The sequence below is a fragment of the Parvibaculum sp. genome (assembly GCF_045863935.1).
Taxonomy (GTDB): Bacteria; Pseudomonadota; Alphaproteobacteria; order Parvibaculales; family Parvibaculaceae; genus Parvibaculum.
In genome coordinates, this window is record NZ_BTVP01000025.1 from 17,907 (window position 1) to 37,948 (window position 20,042).

The following is a 20,042-nucleotide window of genomic DNA, read 5'->3' on the forward strand; positions in this document are numbered from 1 at the left end:
ACGGTATAGTTAATGCGCTGCACGAGCGGCGGAACAAAACGAACCGGGGCGGGGAAATGGTCTACAAGACGGAACAGGAAAATTTCTGGTCGGGCGAATTCGGGGCGGCCTATATTGAACGCAACAAGGGCGAGCGGCTGATCAATGCGAATATCGTCAAGTTCAGCCAGGTTTTGCGTTCGGCGCCCGGCGTCTCCTCGGTGGTCGAGCTCGGATGCAATATCGGGCTCAACCTTCAGGCGCTGAACAGGATCAACGCGGACTTTCAGCTCTGCGGATACGAGATCAACGAGATTGCGGTGGGCAAGGCGCGTGAACTCGGCATCGCCGACATCGTGCAGGGTTCGATCATCGAGCCGCTTTCATCCGGCAGAAAATACGACCTGGCCTTCACGTCAGGCGTGCTCATTCACATCAATCCCGACGAACTCGGAAAGGTCTATCAAAACCTCTACGACCTTTCGAGCCGCTACATTCTGGTTGTCGAGTACTACAACCCAAAACCCGTGACCGTGAACTATCGCGGCCATGACAACAGGCTCTTCAAGCGCGATTTCGCGGGTGAGCTGATCGACAAATTCGGCCTGAAGTTGAGGGACTACGGATTTCTCTATCACCGCGACAATTATTTCCCGCAGGACGATCTGACCTGGTTCCTGCTCGAGAAGTAGAGCAGGACTCAGGCTTCGCGTTCGCGCGAGGCGATCAGGCCGACCAGGTTTTTCACGTCCTGAACGACAATCTGTCCGAGTGCGGCGAAAATCCGCATGTTCGCGCGCAGGCGCCGGTCGAAGCGCGGCGCGTCCTGTCTGCGTGTACCGCTGACCGGGAGTTGACGGAAGACCACGCCGCGACGGATCGAGTTGATTGCGAGTTCCGTGCCGATGGAGTTCGTATGATCGAAGCCGCGATTCTCCATGGCGAGCTTCAGGTCGTAGCCCTTCATCCCGCAGAGAATGTCGCGCACGCCGAACCTCAGCCGGATATAGAGACCCATCGCGATCTCCGCAAAGCGTTGCTTGCGGGGGCGGACGCCGAGCACCAGCGGCACACGGCCTTCCGTGAGCAGGGATTTGAAGCCGGCAATCAGGGCCGGGTCGTGCTCTCCATCCGCGTCCATCGTGATTGCGAAGTCGAAACCAAGTTCGAGCGCTTTCTCGAAGGCGCGGTTCAGTGTGCCGTCATAACCGAGATTGGTTTTGTTGCGGACGATGATGGCGCCCGCTTCCGCCGCCCTCGCGCCGGTTTCGTCGGGCGATGCGTCGTCGACCACGATGACGTCGGCGTGTTCGCGCGCGGCCCTGACGACGGGGCCAATCGTTGCTGCTTCCCGGTAAGCGGGAATCAGGACGGCTGTTCGAGGTCCGTCCACAGCAGCTCCCTTCCAGCTTCCTTGTCGGATGACAGCCGCTTTCCGACAATATGCAAAAGTGCATCGGGCGAAACGGCGCCGTCAGGGCAGGGCCGCAAGGCTTCGAGGTGATCTTCCGCGAGAACTGTTCCCGCTTCGAGCGCGGTCTTGAACCTCAGTGCGCGGCGCTGGATCACCACCGTTTCCGTCTCGTTCCTTTCGATCCTCTTCACGCCATCGCCGAGAGCGGCCTCGAGCTCGCGCGTCGCATCGACCATGGCGCGCCAGGTCACCGGGTTGAGGGCAAAGGAATGGTCCGGGCCTTCGCGCAAATTGTCGTCCGTGAAATGCTTTTCGACCACCCGGGCACCCAGCGTCACGGCACCGAGAACCGCGGAATGGCCCGGGGTGTGATCCGAAAAGCCCAGCACCATTCCCGGCCAGCGCGCGGCGAATGTCTGCAGGACGCGGAGATTGACGTATTTGAAATTCTCTTCGCTGCCGGTGTAGTTGGTGTTGCACTGCATGAGGCAGAGCTGCGGGTTGTCCCGCAGGATCAGCTCCACTGCCGCCTCCACCTCGGTCATCGCGGCCGCCCCGGTCGCCAGGAGAACAGGCTTTCCCGTTCTCGCGATATGTTCGATCTCGCCGTGATAGGTGATGTCGCCCGAGCCGATCTTGAATGCGGGAACGATGTCGCGAAACATGTCGACCGCCTCGATATCGTAGGGCGTCGTCATGAAATGGATGTCCGCTTTGCGGCAGGTCTCGAGCAGTTCCGGCGTCCAGTCGCGTCGCGTGTGATACTGGTCGTAGACTTCGGTGACGGATTTTTTCCACTTCGCCTGGTGCGAAACCTGACCCTTTTGTCCTTCGAAGCCGACCTTGCTGACGATCCTGTCGGCGAGGAAGTGCTGGAACTTGGCACAGTCGGCCCCGGCCTCCTTCGACTTCCAGATCAGTTCCTTTGCGCGTCCCAGGTCGCCGTCATGGTTGGCGGCGATGTCCGCGATGAAATAGGCCGGCGCATCGAGCGATATCTCATGCGTTCCGATGCGAAGCGATGTGTCGTACTTCATGAGACGATTTCTCTTTGTAGCGTAGAAGGGCGGTATTGCTGCAGAACGGAAGTGACCACGTCGGCAAGATGCGGCAGCCCGTACCCGAGAACGGCTTCGGCCCGGCGAACGTCGAGGCCGAGACAATGAGCGCGAGGTGTCGAAAGCATGCGGACGGAGCCCGTCTTCGCGGCGGTCAGGTTGAGGCCGCGTTGACGTGCGATCTCGCGCACGAATTGTTCCTTTGTATATACCTCGTGCGCGGCAAGGTTGTAGAGGCCCGATGCGCCAGCCTCCACCATGTCGAAGGCGGCGCGGGCAAATGCCGCCACATCGATCGATGAGGACCAGGCATCGCTGAAAAGCGTGACCGGCCTGTCATTCTCGACCGCATCGATGGTCCATTCGGCGAATGTCGGCTGCTCCCAGCCGCGAATGCCGACGATGCTTGTGCGAAGGACGAGAGCGTTCGCCGCTGTGAGCGCGAATGCCTCGCCCGCGAACTTGCTGCGCGCATACTCGTTGACGAGAGATACGGACGCCGTCTCGTCATGCGCCGTAGCGTGCCCTTCGGTGAAATACTGGTCTGTCGAGACATGCAGGAGCCTGCCGCCCGTCGCCGTCGACCACGCGGCAAGAAAGGCGAGAGGGCGCGCGTTGATGCGCCACGCGAGAGCGGGATCGCGCTCGCATAGGTCGATGTCCACGAGTGCGGCACAGTTGACGACGAGATCAGGCTGTTCGGCGTCGAGGAGGGCGCAAAGGGCCACGTCGTCTGCAATATCGACCTGGATCGGGGCGCTGCGCCTCGCGGCCTCGCGCAGTTCTACGCCCCGGCGCCGCACTTCCCGCGCAACCGCCTGGCCCAGCAACCCCGTGCTGCCCAGCAGGAGCGTCTTCATCCGGGTCCGTCCTGTTCGTTCAGCGCTGACGCCGCATGGCGTTCAGCGCCGAAATGCCTTCATTCTTTTCGCATACACGCAGGGTTTCTTTCCATGACGGTATGCCTGCGCCGAGCAGCGGGAAAAGCGCGCGGCAGAATTCGAGATCTTCGGGATAGTCGAGCGTCCAGCGCAGCTTGCCCAGCTCCTCGCTTGGACCTTCGAGCGAGATGCGCTTGATTCCCGGTGCCCGGCGCAGCCAGGGCGTCACATGTTCGCGATCATAGGGCTCGCTGGCTTCCCTCCAGTCGCGGTCCATGGCGCTCCATGTGAAAGCCTCGCAGTCGAGTCCGTGCGGAAAGCGATGGACAAAATTGTTGGCGGCGTAGTCTGCCTTGGGATCGGCGAGAAGGGCCGCGAGAACCTCGCCGCAGAGCCCCGGGTCGATCAGCGGGCAGTCGCTCGTCACGCGCATGATGACATCCGCGTCGAGATCGCGCGCGGCTGTGTAATAGCGGTCCAGCACGTCATATTCCGAGCCGCGCGCCACGACGGCGCCGCAGGCTTCCGCTTCGGCGGCGACCGGCTCTTGCTCCGGCCCCTCCGGCACGGCGCAGCAGACGATGTCGATGCCGGGGATCGCCGCGCATCTCGTCAGGACATGCCGGAGTACGGTCGCGCCCGCCAGATCCTCCAGGACCTTTCCCGGCAGGCGGGTCGACGTCATGCGGGCCTGAACGATCACGACATTGGGCATGGCGGTCTCGGTATTCCTCTAACGGGCGGTCAGGCGTCGGCGCGGTCGTTGTAGGTCTTGATTTCGTCGACGTTCAGGAAATGCGGGTTGGTGCCGGAGCTGTATTCGAATCCCTGCGCCACGGTTTCTCCGCGTTCCTCGAGGTTGTTCGTCAGATAGTCGATGTCGCCCCGGAAGAACTTGATCGTCGGGCGGATCACGAAATGATCGCTGAATTCGACGGTCAGATGCGAATCGTCCGCCGGGCACATGGTCTCGTGGAGTTTCTCGCCCGGCCTGATGCCGATGACCTCCTGCCGCAGATCCGGCGCCATTGCCGCCGCAAGATCGGTGATGCGGACGGAGGGAATTTTCGGTACGAAAATTTCGCCGCCATGCATGCGCACGAAGTTCCGGATCACGAAGTCGACGCCTTCCTGCAGCGTGATCCAGAAGCGCGTCATGCGCGCATCCGTGATGGGCAGCGAGGACGCCCCCTCGGCCATGAGCTTCCTGAAGAAGGGGACGACCGAGCCGCGAGAGCCGACGACATTGCCATAGCGCACCACGGCGAAGCGTGTCTTCTCGGGTCCGACCATGTTGTTGGCGGCGACGAAGAGCTTGTCGGAGGCGAGCTTGGTCGCGCCGTAGAGGTTGATCGGGTTCGCGGCCTTGTCGGTCGAGAGGGCCATGACCTTCTCGACGCCTTCCTCGATCGCCGCCTTGATGACGTTCTCGGCGCCGTGAATGTTCGTCTTGATGCACTCCATGGGATTGTATTCGGCGGCGGGCACCTGCTTCAGTGCAGCCGCGTGGATCACGAAGTCGACGCCCCGCATCGCCTGGCGCAGGCGTTCGTCGTCGCGCACATCGCCGATGAAGTAGCGCATCTGCGGCCCCGAAAATTCCTGGGACATCTCGTACTGCTTCAACTCGTCGCGCGAAAAGACGATGATGCGGCGCGGCTTGTGATGGTCGAGAAGGGTGCGGACATATTTGCGGCCGAAGGAGCCGGTACCGCCGGTGATGAGTACGGATTTATTGTCGAACATCCGGGTTTTTTCACTCTCGTTTGGGTGCCCGATTCATTGCACGATAACCCTAACGGGGCCTTAACCATGATGGCGAGCACCGATTGCGGAGATTGCGCCGGGCGCATGGCGTCCGGGGGGAGGACATTCTGTTCGATCTGAGGGAATTCCGGCTGCCGGACGGGCGGGAGCTCCTGCTCTACGGTCATGCCCCTCATGAGGGGGAAGTGCGCGCGTGTCTGCCGCCGGCGCCCGATTCGGGGGGCGGGCATCTCAGATGGCATCCGCTGCGGCGTGAATGGGTCGCTTATGCCGGTGCGCGGCAGGGCCGGACGTTTCTGCCGCCGGCCGCCTCCTGTCCGTTATGCCCCGCGGCGGAGGGCCGCCTCGGCGAAATCCCCTTCGGGCATTTCGAGGTCGCCGTCTTCGAGAACCGCTTCCCGGCCCTTACCGGCGCCGCCCTGCCGGTCGAACTTGGGGGCATCGAGACGGCTCCGGCCAGGGGCCGTTGCGAGGTCGTTGTCTTTTCCGACGATCATCATGCCGGGCTCGGCACGCTTGGCGAGGACAGGCTTGCGCTCCTTCTCGAGGTCTGGGGCGTGCGCGCCGAAGCGCTCGGCGAGACCTACCCTTATGTCTTTCCCTTCGAGAACAGGGGCGAGGAGATCGGGGTGACGCTCCACCATCCCCACGGTCAGATCTACGCGTTCCCCTTCGTTCCCGCGCAGGCGCGCCGCGCGGCGCAAGCGCAAGCCGAGGCGCCCGTCATCGAGGGGCTTCTTCGCGATGCCGGTGCGCTTGTTGTCGAGGAGACGGAGGTGGCGGTGGCGCTTGTCCCGCCTTTCGCGATCTATCCCTACGAAATGTGGATCGCGCCCCGCCGGCGTGTGGCGGGCCCGCAGGCGCTTGACGATGCCGAGCGGCAGGCGATGGCCGGGCTTCTCGGGCGCGCGGTACGCCGTCTCGACGGGCTCTTCGGCTCGCCCATGCCCTACATCCTCACGGTGCAATGCGCGCCGAGGGGTTTCGAGGCGACGTTCCACATGACGATCGACATCCGCCCGCTCCGCCGCGACGCGGGCAAGCTCAAATATCTCGCTGGCGTGGAACAGGGAACGGGCGTCTTTCTCGCGGATGTCCTGCCGGAGGATGCGGCGGCGCGGCTGCGTGCCGTGCCCGCGGGGGAGGCGCCATGAGATCAACCTTCCGGGAAGCATTCGGATGCGAGGCCGAAGCGGAAGGCCGCGCGCCCGCCCGCGTCAACCTCATCGGCGACCACACGGATTATGCCGAAGGCTTCTGCCTGCCCATGCCACTTCGCTGCGAAACACGGGTGCTGATGGCGCGCGCGCCTGCTTTCGCTGCGCGGAGCGAGGGGCATCCGGCTTCGGCGTTCGACCCTTTCGGCCCGCCGCGCGGCGACTGGACGGACTATGTCGCCGGGCCGCTCGCCGAGCTTGCGGCAGCCGGCGTCGAGGTGCCGCCGGTTGCGGTGCTCGTCGCCTCCGACATTCCGCAAGGGGCGGGCGTCTCCTCGTCCGCCGCACTCGAAGTCGCCGTCATTCGCGCCGCGCTAGTCCTCGCGGGCAGGTCGCTTCCCGATGCCGAGATCGCGCGCATGGCGCAGCGGGCGGAGAACCGCTATTGCGGCGTCAATTGCGGCATTCTCGATCAGATGGCATCTGCCGCAGGCCGTACGGGCGAGGCGTTGCTGCTCGATTGCCGCACGGGCACGGGACGGCTCGTCGGTGTGCCCTCCACCTTCCGGTTCCGCGTCGTCCATTGCGGCGAAGAGCGGCGCCTTGCCGATGGCGCTTACAACGAGCGCCGTCGCGCCGTCGAGGAAGCGGCATCGCTCCTTGGGCTTTCCGCGCTCCGCGATGCCGTGCCGGAAGATGTCGAGCACCTGCCCGCTGCTGTGCGGGCGCGGGCGCGTCACGTCGTTACCGAGAACATGCGCGTGCTGGCGGCGGTTGCTGCGCTGGAGGGGGCGGACGTCTCCGCTTTCGGCCGCCTGATGACCGAGAGCCATCGCTCGCTGGCCGCGGATTACGAGGTCTCGACGCCGGCACTCGACCGGCTGGTCGACGCGATGCTCGCCGCCGGCGCGGCGGGCGCGCGGTTGACTGGTGCAGGGTTCGGCGGATGCGCGGTGGCGCTTCTGCCGCCGGATACCGATGAGGCGGCGTGGTGGGAACGGGTCTCGGCGGCGAACCCGCAGGCATGGCTTGTCCGCGGTTGAACCGACAACCGTGCCTGCGGCCCGTCAGAGCGTTTCGTCTTCTTCCGCGTGCTGCGCCAACCGGTCCAGGAAACGGTACAGGACGATACCCGCCGCGACGGCGACGATGGTGAAGGCAACGGTCGGATCGAACTGTTGCGGAACATACGGGTCCGCGGAAACGAGCAGCATCTTCTCTCCGACCTCTTCGTAGTGGCGGTCCTTGAAGGGCCAGACCGCGAGCAGCGATCCGGCAAGCACGCCGATCACCGTCAACAGCGTCTGGCGATAGAAGTGCTCAAGCATCCAGCTGATCGCACGGGAGAAGAGCAGGGCACCCGTCACCACGCCAGCGGCCAGCGGAGCGATGAAGGAGAGGTCGAGCTTGCCCAGCGCTTCGATCGCATCGGTATATTTGCCGAGGATCAGGAGCACGAAGGAGCCGGAAATACCGGGCACGAGCATGGCCGCCGCCGCCGCTATGCCGCAAAGAAAGATGAACCAGCTTGCATCGGGTGTGCGCACGGGCACGAGGATCGCCGCAAGAAGGCCCAGCACGACGCCGAGCGCGATCCAGAGCCAGCCCGTCGCGCCTTTCACATGCACATGCGAAAGCAGGCCGACGATGGAGGCCGCGATCAGCCCGAAGAAAAAGCCGAAGGTGATTTCAGGTAGGGTTGTCACCAGCATCGACAGCGGAACGATCCGGCTGAAAATGATGAGCGACAGCAGCACCCCGATGCCGATGGTGCCGAGGAAGAGAATGTCGATGTGCCGTGCCGCCGCGAGCATCTGGCGTCCGGCGAGAAGCCGCAGGAATTCCCTGTCCACATGGGCGATTGCGCTGATCAGCCGCTTGTAGATGCCGAGGATGAGGGCCATCGTGCCGCCGCTCACGCCGGGTACGAGATCGGCCGCGCCGATGCACATGCCGCGCAGCACCTGCCGTGTCGGGTTTACATTGTCCTGGCCGTCGGGGCTGAGACGGTTCGCGAGGCCCGTCCAGAACGAAAGCGCCCGATCCACCGGCGTCAGAGCCGCGCGATAGATGTGCCAGGGGATCGGCGTTCCCGCGAGGATCGCTCCGGCGATCAGCGCCACGGCGCCGCCGCCGATCGCGGCATCGCTCGCCCAATGCGCGCCGGCGGCAATGTGGGGGAGCGTAAAGAACAAGACGAGCACCACACCGGCAAGGCCGATACGCCAGTTGAAACCGCGCCACCAGATCGTGGCGAGAGCCATCGCCAATGCCGCGCGGTCTCCGGGAAAGCTCGCATCCGAAACTTCCTGAACGGTCGACCACGGAACGGCGATCCGGATGGAGTTGAAACCGTCGAGGACGCGCGATGGCGACGGACGCGGATTGAAGGCGAGAAGATGTTGAAGCAGGATGACGGCGAGCAGCAGCACCGCCGTCATGAGACCGAAGACGAGGCCGTGCCGGAAGCGCGCCAAATCGCCGGAGCCGATGTAATTGATGTAGATGCCAAGGGTCGTCAGCATCAGGAAGATGTCGAAACGGGTGCTTCCGGTGAGCGCCCAGATCGTCGCCCAGATGTCGCTCGTGCCGGCCGTGCCGTTCATGACCTGAAAGACCCGGACGTCGAAAAGGTCCCACCATTCGCGGGTGAGCGGCCATATCCACGAAGCGAAGAGCAGAAGGCCGGCGGCGGTCCAGCCGGCAAGAGGCTTCCATTGCCAGCTCTTTGGCAGCGTGAACTCGCTCGGATTTTCGTTGGACGTCATCAAGGTCTCCGGCATCGTCCTGCCCCAGAATCACCGCCGATTCTAGCGTGCCGGCACGGTTTTGATATGCGAAACCCGCGCGATGCCTGTGCCGGGTTCAGTGCCACGCCGGCAACCATCCGCCATGCGCTTCGATGAGGTCGTCCACAAGCGACCAGATTTCATCGAGCGAGAGTTCGGCCGCCGTATGCGGGTCCATCATGGCGGCATGATAGATGTGCTCGCGCTTGCCCGTGCGGATCGCTTCGACCGCGAGCGCCTGCACGTTGATGTTGGTCTGCATCATGGCGGCAAGATGCGGCGGCAGCTTGCCCACCCTTGCCGGTGTGATGCCGTTCGCATCGACAAGGCAAGGCACTTCCACACAGGCGCCGGCAGGCAGATTGTCGATGAGCCCGTTGTTCAAGACATTTCCGTTGATGACGGCGGGCTTGCCGGCTGTGACCGCCCGCATGATCTTTGCGCCATATTCGCCGGAGAACTTCACCTCCAGCCGGTTCGCGGAGACGAGCTCGCGCTCCTGCGCCTCCCAGGCCGCGATCTGTTCCTCGCAGCGGCGGATGTATTCGTCGAGCGGAATGTTGAACTTCTCGATCAGGTCCGGCCTGTCGCGTTTGATGAACCAGGGCACGTATTCGGCGAAGTGCTCGCTCGATTCGGTTACGAAATAACCCGTGCGCCGCAGGATTTCGTAGCGCACCTTGTTCCAGCCGGGTTCCTCGCCGCGCGCCGCTATCTCCTTCAGCTTCGGATAAAGGTCCTCGCGTGTGCCGTCGGGAAGCTCGCGCTCGAACGTCGTATAGAAGGCCATGTGGTTGATGCCCGCGCATTGGTAGCGCAGCGACTTGTAGTCGACGCCGAGGTCCTTCGAGAGTTCGAAGGCCGTGCCCTGCACGGAATGGCAAAGGCCGACATGGCGAATATCGGGCGCAAGCTCGTTCAGCGCCCAGCAATTGATCGCCATGGGGTTCACATATTGCAGCATCAGCGCGTTGGGGCAGACCTCGCGCATGTCTTTCGCGATGTCCAGCAACACCGGCACGGTGCGCAGGCCCCGCATGATGCCACCGACGCCGAGCGTGTCTGCGATGGTCTGGCGGAGGCCGTATTTCTTCGGAATCTCGAAGTCGGTGACAGTGCCGGGCTTGTAGCCCGCGACCTGGATCATGACGATGACGAAGTCGGCGCCCGCAAGCGCCTCGCGCCGGTCGGTCGTCGCGACGATCCTTGGCGAGACGGACAGCGCGTCGGCGATTTTTTCCGCGACCACGGCGGAAGTCTTCAGCCGCGCCTCGTCGATGTCCTGGAGCGCGATCTCGCAATCCGCGAAAATCTCGTTCAGCAGGATGTCGCCCACCAGATTCTTCATGAAGACGGTGCTGCCCGCCCCGATCATGCAGACTTTCGTCATGCCCGTGCTCCCTCTTTTGCGAGTGAGCATCGGTCAGGGCGGGCACGCTTGCAAGCGGGGCGGTTTCCGGCAAATTTGATGCACAAGGGAAGGGAGGCTCCATGCCGCAAGCGGGTTCCATGGCGACGGACGTCTCGATCGGTGTCTGCTACTACCCCGAGCACTGGCCGGAGACGGTCTGGGCGGAGGATGCGCGACGCATGCGCGAAGCGGGCATTTCGCGCGTCCGTATCGGCGAGTTCGCCTGGTCGCGGCTCGAGCCTTCGCCCGGCGAATACGATTTCGGCTGGCTCGCCCGCGCGCTCGACGTGCTGCATGGGGAGGGGCTTCAGGTCATTCTCGGTACGCCGACGGCGACGCCGCCCAAATGGCTCGTCGATTCCATGCCCGACATGCTGCCTGTCGGCCGCGATGGACGTCCGCGCGGATTCGCTTCCCGCCGCCACTATTGCTTTTCGCATGCCGGCTACAGGCGCGAATGCGCGCGGATCGTGCGCGCGCTTGCCGAGCGTTTCGGAACGCATCCCGCCATCGTCGCCTGGCAGACCGACAATGAATATGGCTGCCACAACACGGTTCTTTCCTGGTCGGACGAGGCGAAGCTCGGTTTCCGTCACTGGCTGAAGGATCGCTACGGCACTGTGGCCGCGTTGAACGAGGCGTGGGGCAATGTCTTCTGGAGCATGGAGTATCGCGACTTCGACGAGATCGACCTCCCGGCCGGCGCGGTCACGGAGACCAATCCCGCTCACCGCGCGGATTTCCACCGCTATTCGTCGGATCAGGTCGCTGCCTTCAACCGCGTGCAGACCGATATCCTTCGCGCGCTGTCGCCGGGGCGCGACATCCTCCACAACTTCATGACCTTCTTCCTCGATTTCGATCACTACGAGACGATGAAGGATCTCGACATCGCGACATGGGATTCCTATCCGCTCGGCAGTCTCGACGTCTTTCCGGCCTCGTCCGAACACAAGGCCGCCTTTGCTCGCACGGGCGATCCCGATCTTCAGGCCTTTCATCACGATCTTTATCGCGGGGCGGGGCGCGGGCGCTTCTGGGTCATGGAGCAGCAGCCGGGCCCGGTGAACTGGGCGGACTACAATCTCGATGCGCTACCGGGTCTCGTCCGCCTCTGGGGTCTCGAAGGTTTCGCGCATGGCGCCGAGACCATGTCCTACTTCCGGTGGCGGCAGGCGCCCTTCGCGCAGGAGCAGTTCCATGCCGGGCTCAACCTGCCGGACGGTTCGCCCGACCGAGCGTATCGCGAGGTGCAGCAGCTCTCGGCCGATCTCGCCGCGCTCGGGCCGCTTGGCGCGCCGGTCCGCGCGAAGGCCGCACTCGTCTTTTCCTACGAGGCCTCGTGGTTTCTGCGGGTGCAGCCGCAGGGCCGCAACTTCTCCTATATCGAGCAGGCCTTCGCCATGTACCGGGCGCTCAGGCGGCTCGGTCTCGATGTTGACATCGTCGGCCCGGATGCGGCACTTTCCGGATACGCCCTCGTGCTCTTGCCCTCCATGCCGCATGTACCGGAGCGGCTTGCCGCCGAACTCGTGCGCTTCGAGGGGACGGTCCTTGCCGGGCCGCGTGCCGGCAGCCGCACGGCCTCGCATCGCATTCCGGACAATCTCGCGCCGGGGCCGCTTGCCGGTCTCCTCGGGCTTCGCGTGACACGGGTCGAGAGCTACCGCGCCTGGAGCGCCGTTCCCGTCCGCTACGAGAATGAGACGTTCTGCTTCGACCGTTGGCGCGAATTCGTGGAACCGTCAGCGGGCACGGAGGTTCTCGCGGAAACGGAGGACGGGCATCCCGCCCTCACGCGCCGGGCCCGTGCGCACTATCTTGCCGGTGCGCCGGATGAAGCGCTGCTGCAGCGGATCGTCGCCCGGCTGGCGGGGGAGGCGGGGCTTGAGACGCTTGATCTTCCCGCCGGACTGCGGACGCGAACGCGCGGGGATTATCGCTTCGTCTTCAACTACGGGCCGGAGCCTGCCGACATCTCGCCGCATTTTCCCGCTACCCGGTTCGAGCTGGGCGGCGCGCGGCTCGATGTGGGCGATGTCGCGGTCCTGTGCGAGGCCGGTTAACCAGCCCGGCAGGAGCCGTCTGCGAAAAATTCCGGGCCGTGCTAGCGTCCCGTCCATGAGTTCAGCCCGGGGGCACCTGATGCGTCTTTCCTTTGTCTTTTCCGGCCGTCGCAGGCTGCGTCTGGCGGTGCCCGCCATGGCGATGCTCGCGCTCAGCCTCACGGGCTGTGCCGCCGATGCCGCGCCGGAGGATGCCCGCTTGCCGCTTCCCTCTCCCATTACCGAAGACGCCGCCTTCGCCGACTGGCTCACCGCCTTCCGTGCCGATGCGCTCAAGGCCGGTATCGAGCCCTCGACCTTCGACCGCTCGCTCGCCGGTATCCGGATCGACCGGGACGTGATCGAGGCGAACGAAGCGCAGCCCGAGTTCACGAAGCCGGTCTGGGAATATCTCGAAGGCGCGCTTTCCGACACGCGGGTCGCGAAGGGCCGCGCGCTGCTGGCCGAGAACAAGGCACTGCTCGACCGCATCGAGGCGCGTTACGGTGTCGACCGTCATGTGCTGGTTGCGATCTGGGGGCTCGAATCGAACTACGGCTCCTTCCAGGGCAAGATGAGTGTCGTCCGCTCGCTGGCGACGCTCGGCTTCGAGGGGCGGCGCGTCGAATATGGCCGCACGCAGCTCATCGCCGCGCTGCAGATCATCCAGAACGGCGACATCACGCCGGAAGGCATGACCGGCTCCTGGGCGGGCGCGATGGGCCACACGCAGTTCATCCCGACGACCTACAATGCCCATGCCGTCGATTTCGACGGCGACGGGCGGCGCGACATCTGGAACTCGCATGCCGACGCGCTCGCCTCCGCCGGTCATTATCTCGGCCAGTCCGGCTGGAAGACGGGTGCGGTGTGGGGCTACGAGGTGAAGCTCCCGGAAGGCTTCAACTACGCGCAGGCCGACATGTCGATTTCCCGTCCCGTCGCCGAATGGGCGAAGGCGGGTGTCATGCGCATGAACGGGCGGCCTTTCCCGAGCGGGGAGATGGGCGAGAAAGCCTCGATCTTCCTGCCGTCCGGCTACCGGGGTCCGGCCTTCATCGTCATGAACAATTTCCGCACCGTGCTCGCCTACAATGCCTCCACCTCCTATTCGCTGGCGGTGAACCTCCTTGCCGACCGCTTCAAGGGGCGGGGCGAGATCGAGGGGAACTGGCCGCGCGGCGACCGTCCGCTCGGGCGGCAGGAGCGGCACGACCTGCAGCAGCTTCTCAGCGACCGCGGCTACGACACCGGCGGGGTCGACGGCATTATCGGCTTCAACACGCGCAAGGCCGTGCGCGCCTATCAGGCGAGCCTCGGCCTGCCCGCGGACGGCTACCCGACGCACGACCTGCTTCGGCGCCTTCGCGGGCGTTAGCCGCAGCTCTGGGCACATTGCCTCTTTTCGTGGCGTTCCTTTGCCCGCCGGGCTCGCAAAACTGGTCGCGGCAAGGTGTCTTCTGCCTGCAATTCGCCTGAATGACCGGTTCGCGAGCATGGCATCGCTTTTGCTCTCCCTATAGGCTCAAAAGGCAGAGCAAAAGCCACACTGGCAGGAGAGTCGATGGCGCACGCCATCTTTGACGAAATGGGAGGACCGGGCGGCGATGTCCGGCAGGCATACCGCAAACTGCAGTCCTGGCTGGAGGAGACGCCGCTCGACATCCTCACGCTGAGGCGCGAGGAAGCCGAAACCTTCCTTCGCCGCATCGGCATCACCTTCGCGGTCTATGGCGAGGGCGGCGATCCCGAACGCATCATTCCATTCGACATCATCCCCCGCATCATCGAGGCGGCCGAGTGGCGGCTCATCTCGGAAGGGCTCATCCAGCGCGTGAAGGCACTCAACGCCTTCATTGCGGACGTCTATGGCGGGCAGGAAATTCTCCGCGCGGGCCTCGTTCCGCGCGACCAGGTTCTCCTCAACGACACCTATCGCTACCAGATGCAGGGCGTCTCTGTGCCGCAGAATGTCTATACGCATATTGCCGGCATCGACATGGTGCGCGTCGGCGCGGAAGACTTTTATGTGCTGGAAGACAATTGCCGCACGCCGTCGGGGGTCTCCTACATGCTGGAGAACCGAGAGATCACGATGCGGATTTTCCCCGATCTCTTCTCGCGCTACAACGTCGCCCCGGTCGATCATTATTGCGACGAGCTGATGCGCACGCTCACCTCGGTCGCGCCGCGCAACTGTCCGGGCGAGCCGACCGTCGTTGTGCTCACGCCCGGCATCTACAACAGCGCTTATTATGAACACTCGTTCCTCGCCGACCAGATGGGCGTCGAACTCGTCGAGGGCCCCGACCTCTATGTCATGGACGACATCGTCTATATGCGCACGACGCAGGGGCCGAAGCGCGTCGACGTGATCTACCGGCGTGTCGACGACGAGTTCCTCGACCCGCTCACCTTCAGGCCGGATTCGGTTCTCGGCGTTGCCGGACTGATGAATGCCTACCGCGCGGGAAATGTGAACCTCACCAATGCGGTGGGGGCGGGTATCGCCGATGACAAGGCGATCTACACCTATGTGCCCGGCATGGTGGAGTTCTATCTCGGCGAGAAGCCGATCCTGAAGAACGTGCCGACATGGCGCTGCGGCGAAAAGGACGATGCGGCCTACGTGCTCGATCATCTCGCCGAGCTCGTCGTGAAGGAGGTCCACGGCTCCGGCGGTTACGGCATGCTTGTGGGGCCGAAATCCACGAAAGAGGAAATCGAGGCCTTCGGCGCAAGGGTGAAGGCCGCGCCGGAAAAATACATCGCCCAACCCACGCTCGCGCTTTCCACTTGCCCGACCTTCGTCAATGAAGGCGTCGCCCCGCGTCACGTCGATCTCAGGCCCTTCATTCTTTCTGGTGCCGACATTCGCGTCGTGCCGGGCGGGTTGACGCGCGTCGCCATGCGCGAAGGATCGCTCGTCGTCAATTCGAGCCAGGGCGGCGGCACGAAGGACACCTGGGTGTTGAAGGACTAGCGCCATGATGCTTGCCCGCACCGCGGACAATCTCTACTGGATTTCGCGCTATATGGAGCGGGCGGAGAATCTCGCACGCATGCTCCGTGTCACCGACCGTCTCTCGCTCATGCCGTCCGGCACGGATGCGGACGGGTCCGAATGGCAGTCGGCCGTCATCGTCTCCGGCGCGGAGGAGGACTTCTACCGGAAGCACGAAGAGGCGACACCGGAGAACGTCATCTCCTATCTCGCCTTCGATACAGAGAACCCGTCGAGCATCCGCAATTGCATCGAGACGGCGCGGCGCAATGCGCGCGCCGTGCGCACCGCGCTCACCACCGAACAATGGGAATGCCTCAATTCGGCGTGGCTCGAACTGCCGCGCTGGAACGAGACGCGCGTGCGCGGCAGCGGCCTTCACCGCTTTCTCGACTGGGTGAAGGACTGTTCGCTGCTCTTCACCGGCGGAACCGTGGCGACGATGCTTCGCCGGGACAGCTTCTATTTCTCGCGGCTCGGAACCTTCATCGAGCGTAGCGACAACACAGCGCGCATTCTCGACGTGAAGTACCATGTTCTGCTGCCGGAGCATGCCGAAGTCGGCGGCGGCATCGACTATTATCAATGGGCGTCGATCCTGCGGGCCGTCTCCGGCTACCGCAGCTACAATGCCGTCTACCGGGAAGGCCTCAAGCCCTGGCTCATCGCCGAATTCCTCGTCATGCGCGAGGAAATGCCACGCTCGCTCATCAGTTGCGCGGCCGAGATCAAGGAGTGCCTGGACAAGCTCGGTGAGGAATACGGGCAGCGCCATGAGTGCCACCGCGTCGCCGGGCAGATCTATTCGAGGCTGCGTTTCGGCAAGGTCGAAGATATTTTCCGCCAGGGCCTGCATGAGTTCCTGAGCGAGCATATCGAGACCAATGACCGCCTCGGACTGGAAATCAGCCGCAGCTATCTTTTGGGGTAGTATGCAGACATGCTTATCCAGATTCGCCAGGAAACGACCTACCGCTACGCGGTAGAAGCCAATTACTCCATGCAGGTTCTGCGCGTGCAGCCACAGGACAGCGGCACGCAGAAAGTGTTGTCCTGGCGCCTCTCCGTGCCCCCTTTCGCGTCGCTGACGGAGGGCAGGGACGCTTATGGGAACCTCTTCCAGACCCTCTATGTCGACCGTCATCACGGCACGATCGCGCTGAGCATCGCGGGCGAGATCGAAACCACCGATACGGGCGGCGTGGTGCGCGGCACGGCGGAGCCTTTCCCGCCGGCCTTCTTCCTCCGCCAGACGGACCTCACCGCACCCGACGAGGCGATCCGGGCGCTCGCTGCCGAGGTGAAGCGGCTTTCCGGCGGTTCGGCGCTCGATTTCGCGCACCGGCTGATGGGCGCTGTCCGCGATGCGGTCGATTACCGGATCGGAGAGACCCATGCGGCAACGACCGCTGCGGAAGCGCTTTCCCACTCCTACGGCGTCTGCCAGGACCATACCCATGTCTTCGTTTCGGCGGCCCGCGCGGAGAGGCTGCCGGCGCGCTATGTCAGCGGCTATCTCTGGGACGACGTGGACACTGAATATGAGGCTAGCCACGCATGGGCCGAGGCTTATATTGATGGCCTTGGCTGGGTCGGATTCGACGTCGCCAACCGTATCTGCCCGACCGACGCGCATGTCCGTGTCGCTTGCGGCCTCGATTATCTGGAGGCCGCACCCGTTCGCGGGCTCCGGCGCGGCGGCGGCGAGGAAACGATGGAAGTCCGGCTTCGGGTCGATGCCGGTGCTGCCCAGCAGTGAGCGGCAAATGAAATGAGACCGGCGCGGACGCCGGCGATATCTGGAGACGAGAATGACTTATTGCGTCGCGCTTCGGCTTGAAGGCGGCCTCGTGATGCTGGCGGACACGCGCACCAATGCCGGCGTCGACAATATTTCCACCTTCCGCAAGCTCAGTATCATCGAGCATCCGGGCGACCGGGTGATCGGATTGATGACGGCAGGCAACCTCGCCGTCAGCCAGGCCGCGATCAACATGGCGACGGAGCAGGGCGTTCGCGTTCGCGGTTCCGACAAGCCGGAAACGCTTCACACCGTGCCGACCATGGTGCGCGCGGCGCAGCTCATGGGCCAGGCCGTGCGCGAGGTCTACCGCATCGACGGCCCTTCGCTTGAGGCGCAATCGGGCGACTTCAATGTCTCGATCCTGATGGGCGGGCAGGTCGGCAATGGCGAGCTCCGTCTCTTCCAGATCTACTCGGCCGGCAACTATATCGAGGCCACGGAAGACACGCCCTATCTCCAGATCGGCGAGCACAAATACGGCAAGCCCATCATCGACCGCGCCCTCACCTACGGCACGCCGCTCGCCGACGGGTTGAAGCTCGCGCTCATCTCGATGGATTCGACCATGCGCTCGAACCTGTCGGTCGGCATGCCGATCGATCTCATGGTCTATCGCCGCAATGCGCTCAAGATCGCTCTGCAGCGGCGCATCAGGGACGACGACGAGTATTTCAAGGGGCTCCGCACTTCCTGGTCCGATGCCCTGACCCAGGCATACCGCGCCATTCCGGGGCCGGGCTGGGAGTTCTGACGGGCAAGTAATCCCCGCCACCGGCGCACCGCTCCAGACTGTCCGGCGAAATCATCCGGACAAGGAGCAGCTTCATGTCTTACATCCTGCGGTCCGCCGGCTTTGCGCCTGGCGGTTCTCCCTCATGGCCTCTCTCTCAACCGCCCTGCTGGCGGGGTTTCGCCGGTGCCCCGGCGCCGGGCTTCTCCGCCGCGACGGTATGGTGGCAGCCGGGTGACGTTCTCGCGCTCGACTTCGCCAATAGCCGCTACATGCGCGAAGGAGGGACCGCCTCTCTTGGAGCGGTTCTTTCCGCATCGCGCACCTCGCCCGCAACATGGTTCACGGATGCGGGTATCCTCCAGCCGTTCGATGCCAACGTCCCGGCGATCACGGATCGCGGGCTCTATGCCGGCGGGCAGCGCGTCAACAAGTGCCGGAACTTCAACGCCAACCCCACCGATCTGACGGGTGTGTCGAAAGCAGGCGATGCCGCCGCCACGTTGACGGTTGTGGACGACACCGCCGAACTTGCAGCCGCGGGTCTCGGCGGCATCTGCACCTCCGGCATGGCGTTCAAGCTCGATAACTCGGCGGGCTCAGCGAATGCACAAGCCTATGTGACCGGGAACAGCGGCAACACGAACCCGCACACCATGAGCGCCTATATGCGCTCCACGGGTTCGGCCCGCATGGTACTTTCCTCCTCCGGCGGCACGGGCTGGACGAACTCGGCCGTCTACACGCGGCGAAGCGCGACCGTCACCCCGGCAAACTCGTCGCAACAACTCGTGATCGAGGCTGCGGCGGGCAAGATCGTCTGGTTCATCCTCAACCAGCTTGAGGAAGCAACCTTCACCTCGCCGCCCATCGTCACGGCGGGCGGAACCGGCACCACGCGTCTGGCCGACGCCCTCGCCATTCCGGATTTTGCGGCGCTGGCGGCGGCGGTCGGGTTTGCGGACGGGTTCACCGTCAAATCGAGGGTCTACTTCGATCCCGCAATTACGGTGACGCAAGGCATATGGGCATTCGGTGCAGACAGCGGCAACTATGTTCAGGGCTACATTGCTGTCGGCGGTATTCCCCGTTTCCGTCTTGCCACGGGAGGAACCACCCACTTTGCGCTAAGCGCAGGCACCTGGCTCACAGCCGGGTGGAAGGATATCGAGTGCCGAGCGATCGATGGCGCATGGCAGATCATCGCGACCGATCTGGCCGGGGCGAGCGATGCGTCGAGCTTCGCCTTGCCTGCTCTTTCCGTCGGCCAGATAGGCCGCATCCTGTCGGGGACCGGCTTTGAAATGAACGGCCAGATTGGCGAAATCCGGGTGGGGGTTGCATCATGAGCGAGCTTCACCATTACCCGATCCGGGCTGCGGGCCGTGAGGCTCTGCTCGATCTGCTCGATGTGGCCCAGGCTGGGAAAGGCAAGCCTTTCCTGATCGTGGACGAAAACGGCGAGCGAAACGTCGATCCCTCGCGTATCCGCTATCCTTACGAGGAAATGACAGAAGACGAAGAGCCCGCGACCACGGGCTTCTGGCTCTGCGAGATATGGCTCGATGAACCGGATGCCGAACTCGCGGCGATGGCGGGCGTCTAGCCCGCCGCCTTCGCGAAAGTCGGCAGGTCGAAATAGTCGCGCCAGACCTTGATCTTGCCGCCCTGCATTTCGAAGACGCCGCAGCAGGGAAGGGCGACCGGCTTGCCGCCGACCTTCATCCGGTCCACGCGTTCGGCGATCACGAGGTCGCCGCGCGAGACGAGATTGACGATCTCCCACTTCGCGTCCGACCAGTTCGCGATGAAGCCGGCGATGAAGCCCTTGAGCGCCGCCTGGCCCTTCACGGGGTCGAGCATCATGTTGTGGTAGACGCCGTCCTCGGCGAAATAGCCGACGATCTCGTCGGCATCGAGGCGCGGCCAGGCGTTCACGAAGTCGCGGATCGTCTGTTCGTTGTCGCTCATCTGTTTTCCTCCCAAAAACATTCGGGGCGGTG

19 protein-coding genes are annotated in these 20,042 nt (G+C 64.0%); 11 read left to right on the forward strand and 8 right to left on the reverse strand.

Going from position 1 to position 20,042, the window contains the following annotated elements:
* Nucleotides 1-56: 56 nt before the first annotated feature.
* Complete coding sequence (locus ACKUUH_RS11560) at nucleotides 57-671, forward strand: pseudaminic acid biosynthesis-associated methylase (protein WP_407950071.1); 615 nt, start codon at nucleotides 57-59, stop codon at nucleotides 669-671.
* An 8-nt stretch (nucleotides 672-679) separates the two neighbouring features.
* Here ACKUUH_RS11560 and ACKUUH_RS11565 read toward each other — a convergent pair whose 3' ends face one another.
* From ACKUUH_RS11565 to pseB, 5 genes are read right to left on the reverse strand one after another with little or no spacing between them, the layout of a single operon-like run.
* Complete coding sequence (locus ACKUUH_RS11565) at nucleotides 680-1,372, reverse strand: glycosyltransferase family 2 protein (protein WP_407950072.1); 693 nt, start codon at nucleotides 1,370-1,372, stop codon at nucleotides 680-682.
* Nucleotides 1,345-2,430 carry an N-acetylneuraminate synthase family protein gene (locus ACKUUH_RS11570; protein WP_407950073.1) on the reverse strand — a complete coding sequence of 362 codons (1,086 nt, stop codon included), beginning with the start codon at nucleotides 2,428-2,430 and terminating at the stop codon, nucleotides 1,345-1,347. The genes ACKUUH_RS11565 and ACKUUH_RS11570 overlap by 28 nt, the downstream gene beginning before the upstream one ends.
* Complete coding sequence (locus tag ACKUUH_RS11575) at nucleotides 2,427-3,311, reverse strand: SDR family oxidoreductase (protein WP_407950074.1); 885 nt, start codon at nucleotides 3,309-3,311, stop codon at nucleotides 2,427-2,429. The genes ACKUUH_RS11570 and ACKUUH_RS11575 overlap by 4 nt, the downstream gene beginning before the upstream one ends.
* Nucleotides 3,312-3,330: 19 nt before the next feature.
* Nucleotides 3,331-4,047: a cytidylyltransferase domain-containing protein gene (locus ACKUUH_RS11580; protein ID WP_407950075.1), complete on the reverse strand. Its 717-nt coding sequence runs from the start codon at nucleotides 4,045-4,047 to the stop codon at nucleotides 3,331-3,333.
* Nucleotides 4,048-4,076: 29 nt separating this feature from the next.
* Nucleotides 4,077-5,078: a UDP-N-acetylglucosamine 4,6-dehydratase (inverting) gene (pseB, locus tag ACKUUH_RS11585; protein WP_407950076.1), complete on the reverse strand. Its 1,002-nt coding sequence runs from the start codon at nucleotides 5,076-5,078 to the stop codon at nucleotides 4,077-4,079.
* Between the two features lie 83 nt (nucleotides 5,079-5,161).
* On the opposite strand from pseB, the gene galT reads away from it, so the two are divergent.
* Together galT and galK are read left to right on the forward strand one after the other, a co-directional pair.
* On the forward strand, nucleotides 5,162-6,253 hold the full coding sequence (galT, locus tag ACKUUH_RS11590) for a galactose-1-phosphate uridylyltransferase (protein WP_407950077.1): 1,092 nt from the start codon (nucleotides 5,162-5,164) through the stop codon (nucleotides 6,251-6,253).
* On the forward strand, nucleotides 6,250-7,299 hold the full coding sequence (gene galK / locus ACKUUH_RS11595) for a galactokinase (protein WP_407950078.1): 1,050 nt from the start codon (nucleotides 6,250-6,252) through the stop codon (nucleotides 7,297-7,299). The genes galT and galK overlap by 4 nt, the downstream gene beginning before the upstream one ends.
* 24 nt (nucleotides 7,300-7,323) lie before the next feature.
* Here the strand turns inward: galK and ACKUUH_RS11600 are convergent, their stop codons facing one another.
* Together ACKUUH_RS11600 and ACKUUH_RS11605 are read right to left on the reverse strand one after the other, a co-directional pair.
* Nucleotides 7,324-9,024 (reverse strand): DUF368 domain-containing protein, encoded by a 1,701-nt coding sequence (locus tag ACKUUH_RS11600; protein ID WP_407950079.1) that lies wholly within the window; start codon nucleotides 9,022-9,024, stop codon nucleotides 7,324-7,326.
* Nucleotides 9,025-9,121: 97 nt separating this feature from the next.
* Nucleotides 9,122-10,435 carry an alpha-glucosidase/alpha-galactosidase gene (locus tag ACKUUH_RS11605; protein ID WP_407950080.1) on the reverse strand — a complete coding sequence of 438 codons (1,314 nt, stop codon included), beginning with the start codon at nucleotides 10,433-10,435 and terminating at the stop codon, nucleotides 9,122-9,124.
* A gap of 101 nt (nucleotides 10,436-10,536) precedes the next feature.
* On the opposite strand from ACKUUH_RS11605, the gene ACKUUH_RS11610 reads away from it, so the two are divergent.
* From ACKUUH_RS11610 to ACKUUH_RS11645, 8 genes are all read left to right on the forward strand, one after another.
* Entirely contained in the window at nucleotides 10,537-12,522 is a 1,986-nt protein-coding gene (locus ACKUUH_RS11610) for a beta-galactosidase (RefSeq protein ID WP_407950081.1), read from the forward strand.
* Nucleotides 12,523-12,601: 79 nt separating this feature from the next.
* On the forward strand, nucleotides 12,602-13,879 hold the full coding sequence (locus ACKUUH_RS11615; protein ID WP_407950082.1) for a lytic murein transglycosylase: 1,278 nt from the start codon (nucleotides 12,602-12,604) through the stop codon (nucleotides 13,877-13,879).
* A gap of 186 nt (nucleotides 13,880-14,065) precedes the next feature.
* Nucleotides 14,066-15,484, forward strand: a complete 1,419-nt coding sequence (locus tag ACKUUH_RS11620; protein WP_407950083.1) for a circularly permuted type 2 ATP-grasp protein — start codon at nucleotides 14,066-14,068, stop codon at nucleotides 15,482-15,484.
* 7 nt (nucleotides 15,485-15,491) lie between these two features.
* On the forward strand, nucleotides 15,492-16,436 hold the full coding sequence (locus tag ACKUUH_RS11625; RefSeq protein WP_407950104.1) for an alpha-E domain-containing protein: 945 nt from the start codon (nucleotides 15,492-15,494) through the stop codon (nucleotides 16,434-16,436).
* 9 nt (nucleotides 16,437-16,445) lie between these two features.
* The gene (locus ACKUUH_RS11630) at nucleotides 16,446-17,264 is read left to right on the forward strand and encodes a transglutaminase domain-containing protein (RefSeq protein ID WP_407950084.1); all 819 of its coding nucleotides are present in this window, start codon (nucleotides 16,446-16,448) and stop codon (nucleotides 17,262-17,264) included.
* Between the two features lie 52 nt (nucleotides 17,265-17,316).
* Nucleotides 17,317-18,060, forward strand: a complete 744-nt coding sequence (locus ACKUUH_RS11635) for a peptidase (RefSeq protein WP_407950085.1) — start codon at nucleotides 17,317-17,319, stop codon at nucleotides 18,058-18,060.
* A 74-nt stretch (nucleotides 18,061-18,134) separates the two neighbouring features.
* Entirely contained in the window at nucleotides 18,135-19,388 is a 1,254-nt protein-coding gene (locus tag ACKUUH_RS11640) for a hypothetical protein (protein WP_407950086.1), read from the forward strand.
* Nucleotides 19,385-19,645, forward strand: coding sequence for a hypothetical protein (locus tag ACKUUH_RS11645; protein ID WP_407950087.1), 261 nt, complete (start codon nucleotides 19,385-19,387; stop codon nucleotides 19,643-19,645). The genes ACKUUH_RS11640 and ACKUUH_RS11645 overlap by 4 nt, the downstream gene beginning before the upstream one ends.
* Here ACKUUH_RS11645 and ACKUUH_RS11650 read toward each other — a convergent pair.
* Nucleotides 19,642-20,010: a limonene-1,2-epoxide hydrolase family protein gene (locus ACKUUH_RS11650; RefSeq protein WP_407950088.1), complete on the reverse strand. Its 369-nt coding sequence runs from the start codon at nucleotides 20,008-20,010 to the stop codon at nucleotides 19,642-19,644. The two genes, ACKUUH_RS11645 and ACKUUH_RS11650, sit on opposite strands and share 4 nt — an antisense overlap.
* Nucleotides 20,011-20,042: the final 32 nt, after the last annotated feature.

Bases quoted from the DNA above. Each gene is read 5' to 3' on its own strand.
- ACKUUH_RS11560 (WP_407950071.1), top strand. From the start codon at position 57: ATGGTCTACAAGACGGAACAGGAAAATTTCTGGTCGGGCGAATTCGGG.
- ACKUUH_RS11615 (WP_407950082.1), top strand. From the start codon at position 12,602: ATGCGTCTTTCCTTTGTCTTTTCCGGCCGTCGCAGGCTGCGTCTGGCG.
- pseB (WP_407950076.1), bottom strand. From the start codon at position 5,078: ATGTTCGACAATAAATCCGTACTCATCACCGGCGGTACCGGCTCCTTC.
- ACKUUH_RS11650 (WP_407950088.1), bottom strand. From the start codon at position 20,010: ATGAGCGACAACGAACAGACGATCCGCGACTTCGTGAACGCCTGGCCG.
- galK (WP_407950078.1), top strand. From the start codon at position 6,250: ATGAGATCAACCTTCCGGGAAGCATTCGGATGCGAGGCCGAAGCGGAA.
- ACKUUH_RS11605 (WP_407950080.1), bottom strand. From the start codon at position 10,435: ATGACGAAAGTCTGCATGATCGGGGCGGGCAGCACCGTCTTCATGAAG.
- ACKUUH_RS11580 (WP_407950075.1), bottom strand. From the start codon at position 4,047: ATGCCCAATGTCGTGATCGTTCAGGCCCGCATGACGTCGACCCGCCTG.
- ACKUUH_RS11640 (WP_407950086.1), top strand. From the start codon at position 18,135: ATGTCTTACATCCTGCGGTCCGCCGGCTTTGCGCCTGGCGGTTCTCCC.
- ACKUUH_RS11645 (WP_407950087.1), top strand. From the start codon at position 19,385: ATGAGCGAGCTTCACCATTACCCGATCCGGGCTGCGGGCCGTGAGGCT.
- ACKUUH_RS11570 (WP_407950073.1), bottom strand. From the start codon at position 2,430: ATGAAGTACGACACATCGCTTCGCATCGGAACGCATGAGATATCGCTC.
- ACKUUH_RS11630 (WP_407950084.1), top strand. From the start codon at position 16,446: ATGCTTATCCAGATTCGCCAGGAAACGACCTACCGCTACGCGGTAGAA.
- ACKUUH_RS11635 (WP_407950085.1), top strand. From the start codon at position 17,317: ATGACTTATTGCGTCGCGCTTCGGCTTGAAGGCGGCCTCGTGATGCTG.
- ACKUUH_RS11620 (WP_407950083.1), top strand. From the start codon at position 14,066: ATGGCGCACGCCATCTTTGACGAAATGGGAGGACCGGGCGGCGATGTC.
- ACKUUH_RS11610 (WP_407950081.1), top strand. From the start codon at position 10,537: ATGCCGCAAGCGGGTTCCATGGCGACGGACGTCTCGATCGGTGTCTGC.
- ACKUUH_RS11575 (WP_407950074.1), bottom strand. From the start codon at position 3,311: ATGAAGACGCTCCTGCTGGGCAGCACGGGGTTGCTGGGCCAGGCGGTT.
- ACKUUH_RS11625 (WP_407950104.1), top strand. From the start codon at position 15,492: ATGCTTGCCCGCACCGCGGACAATCTCTACTGGATTTCGCGCTATATG.
- ACKUUH_RS11600 (WP_407950079.1), bottom strand. From the start codon at position 9,024: ATGACGTCCAACGAAAATCCGAGCGAGTTCACGCTGCCAAAGAGCTGG.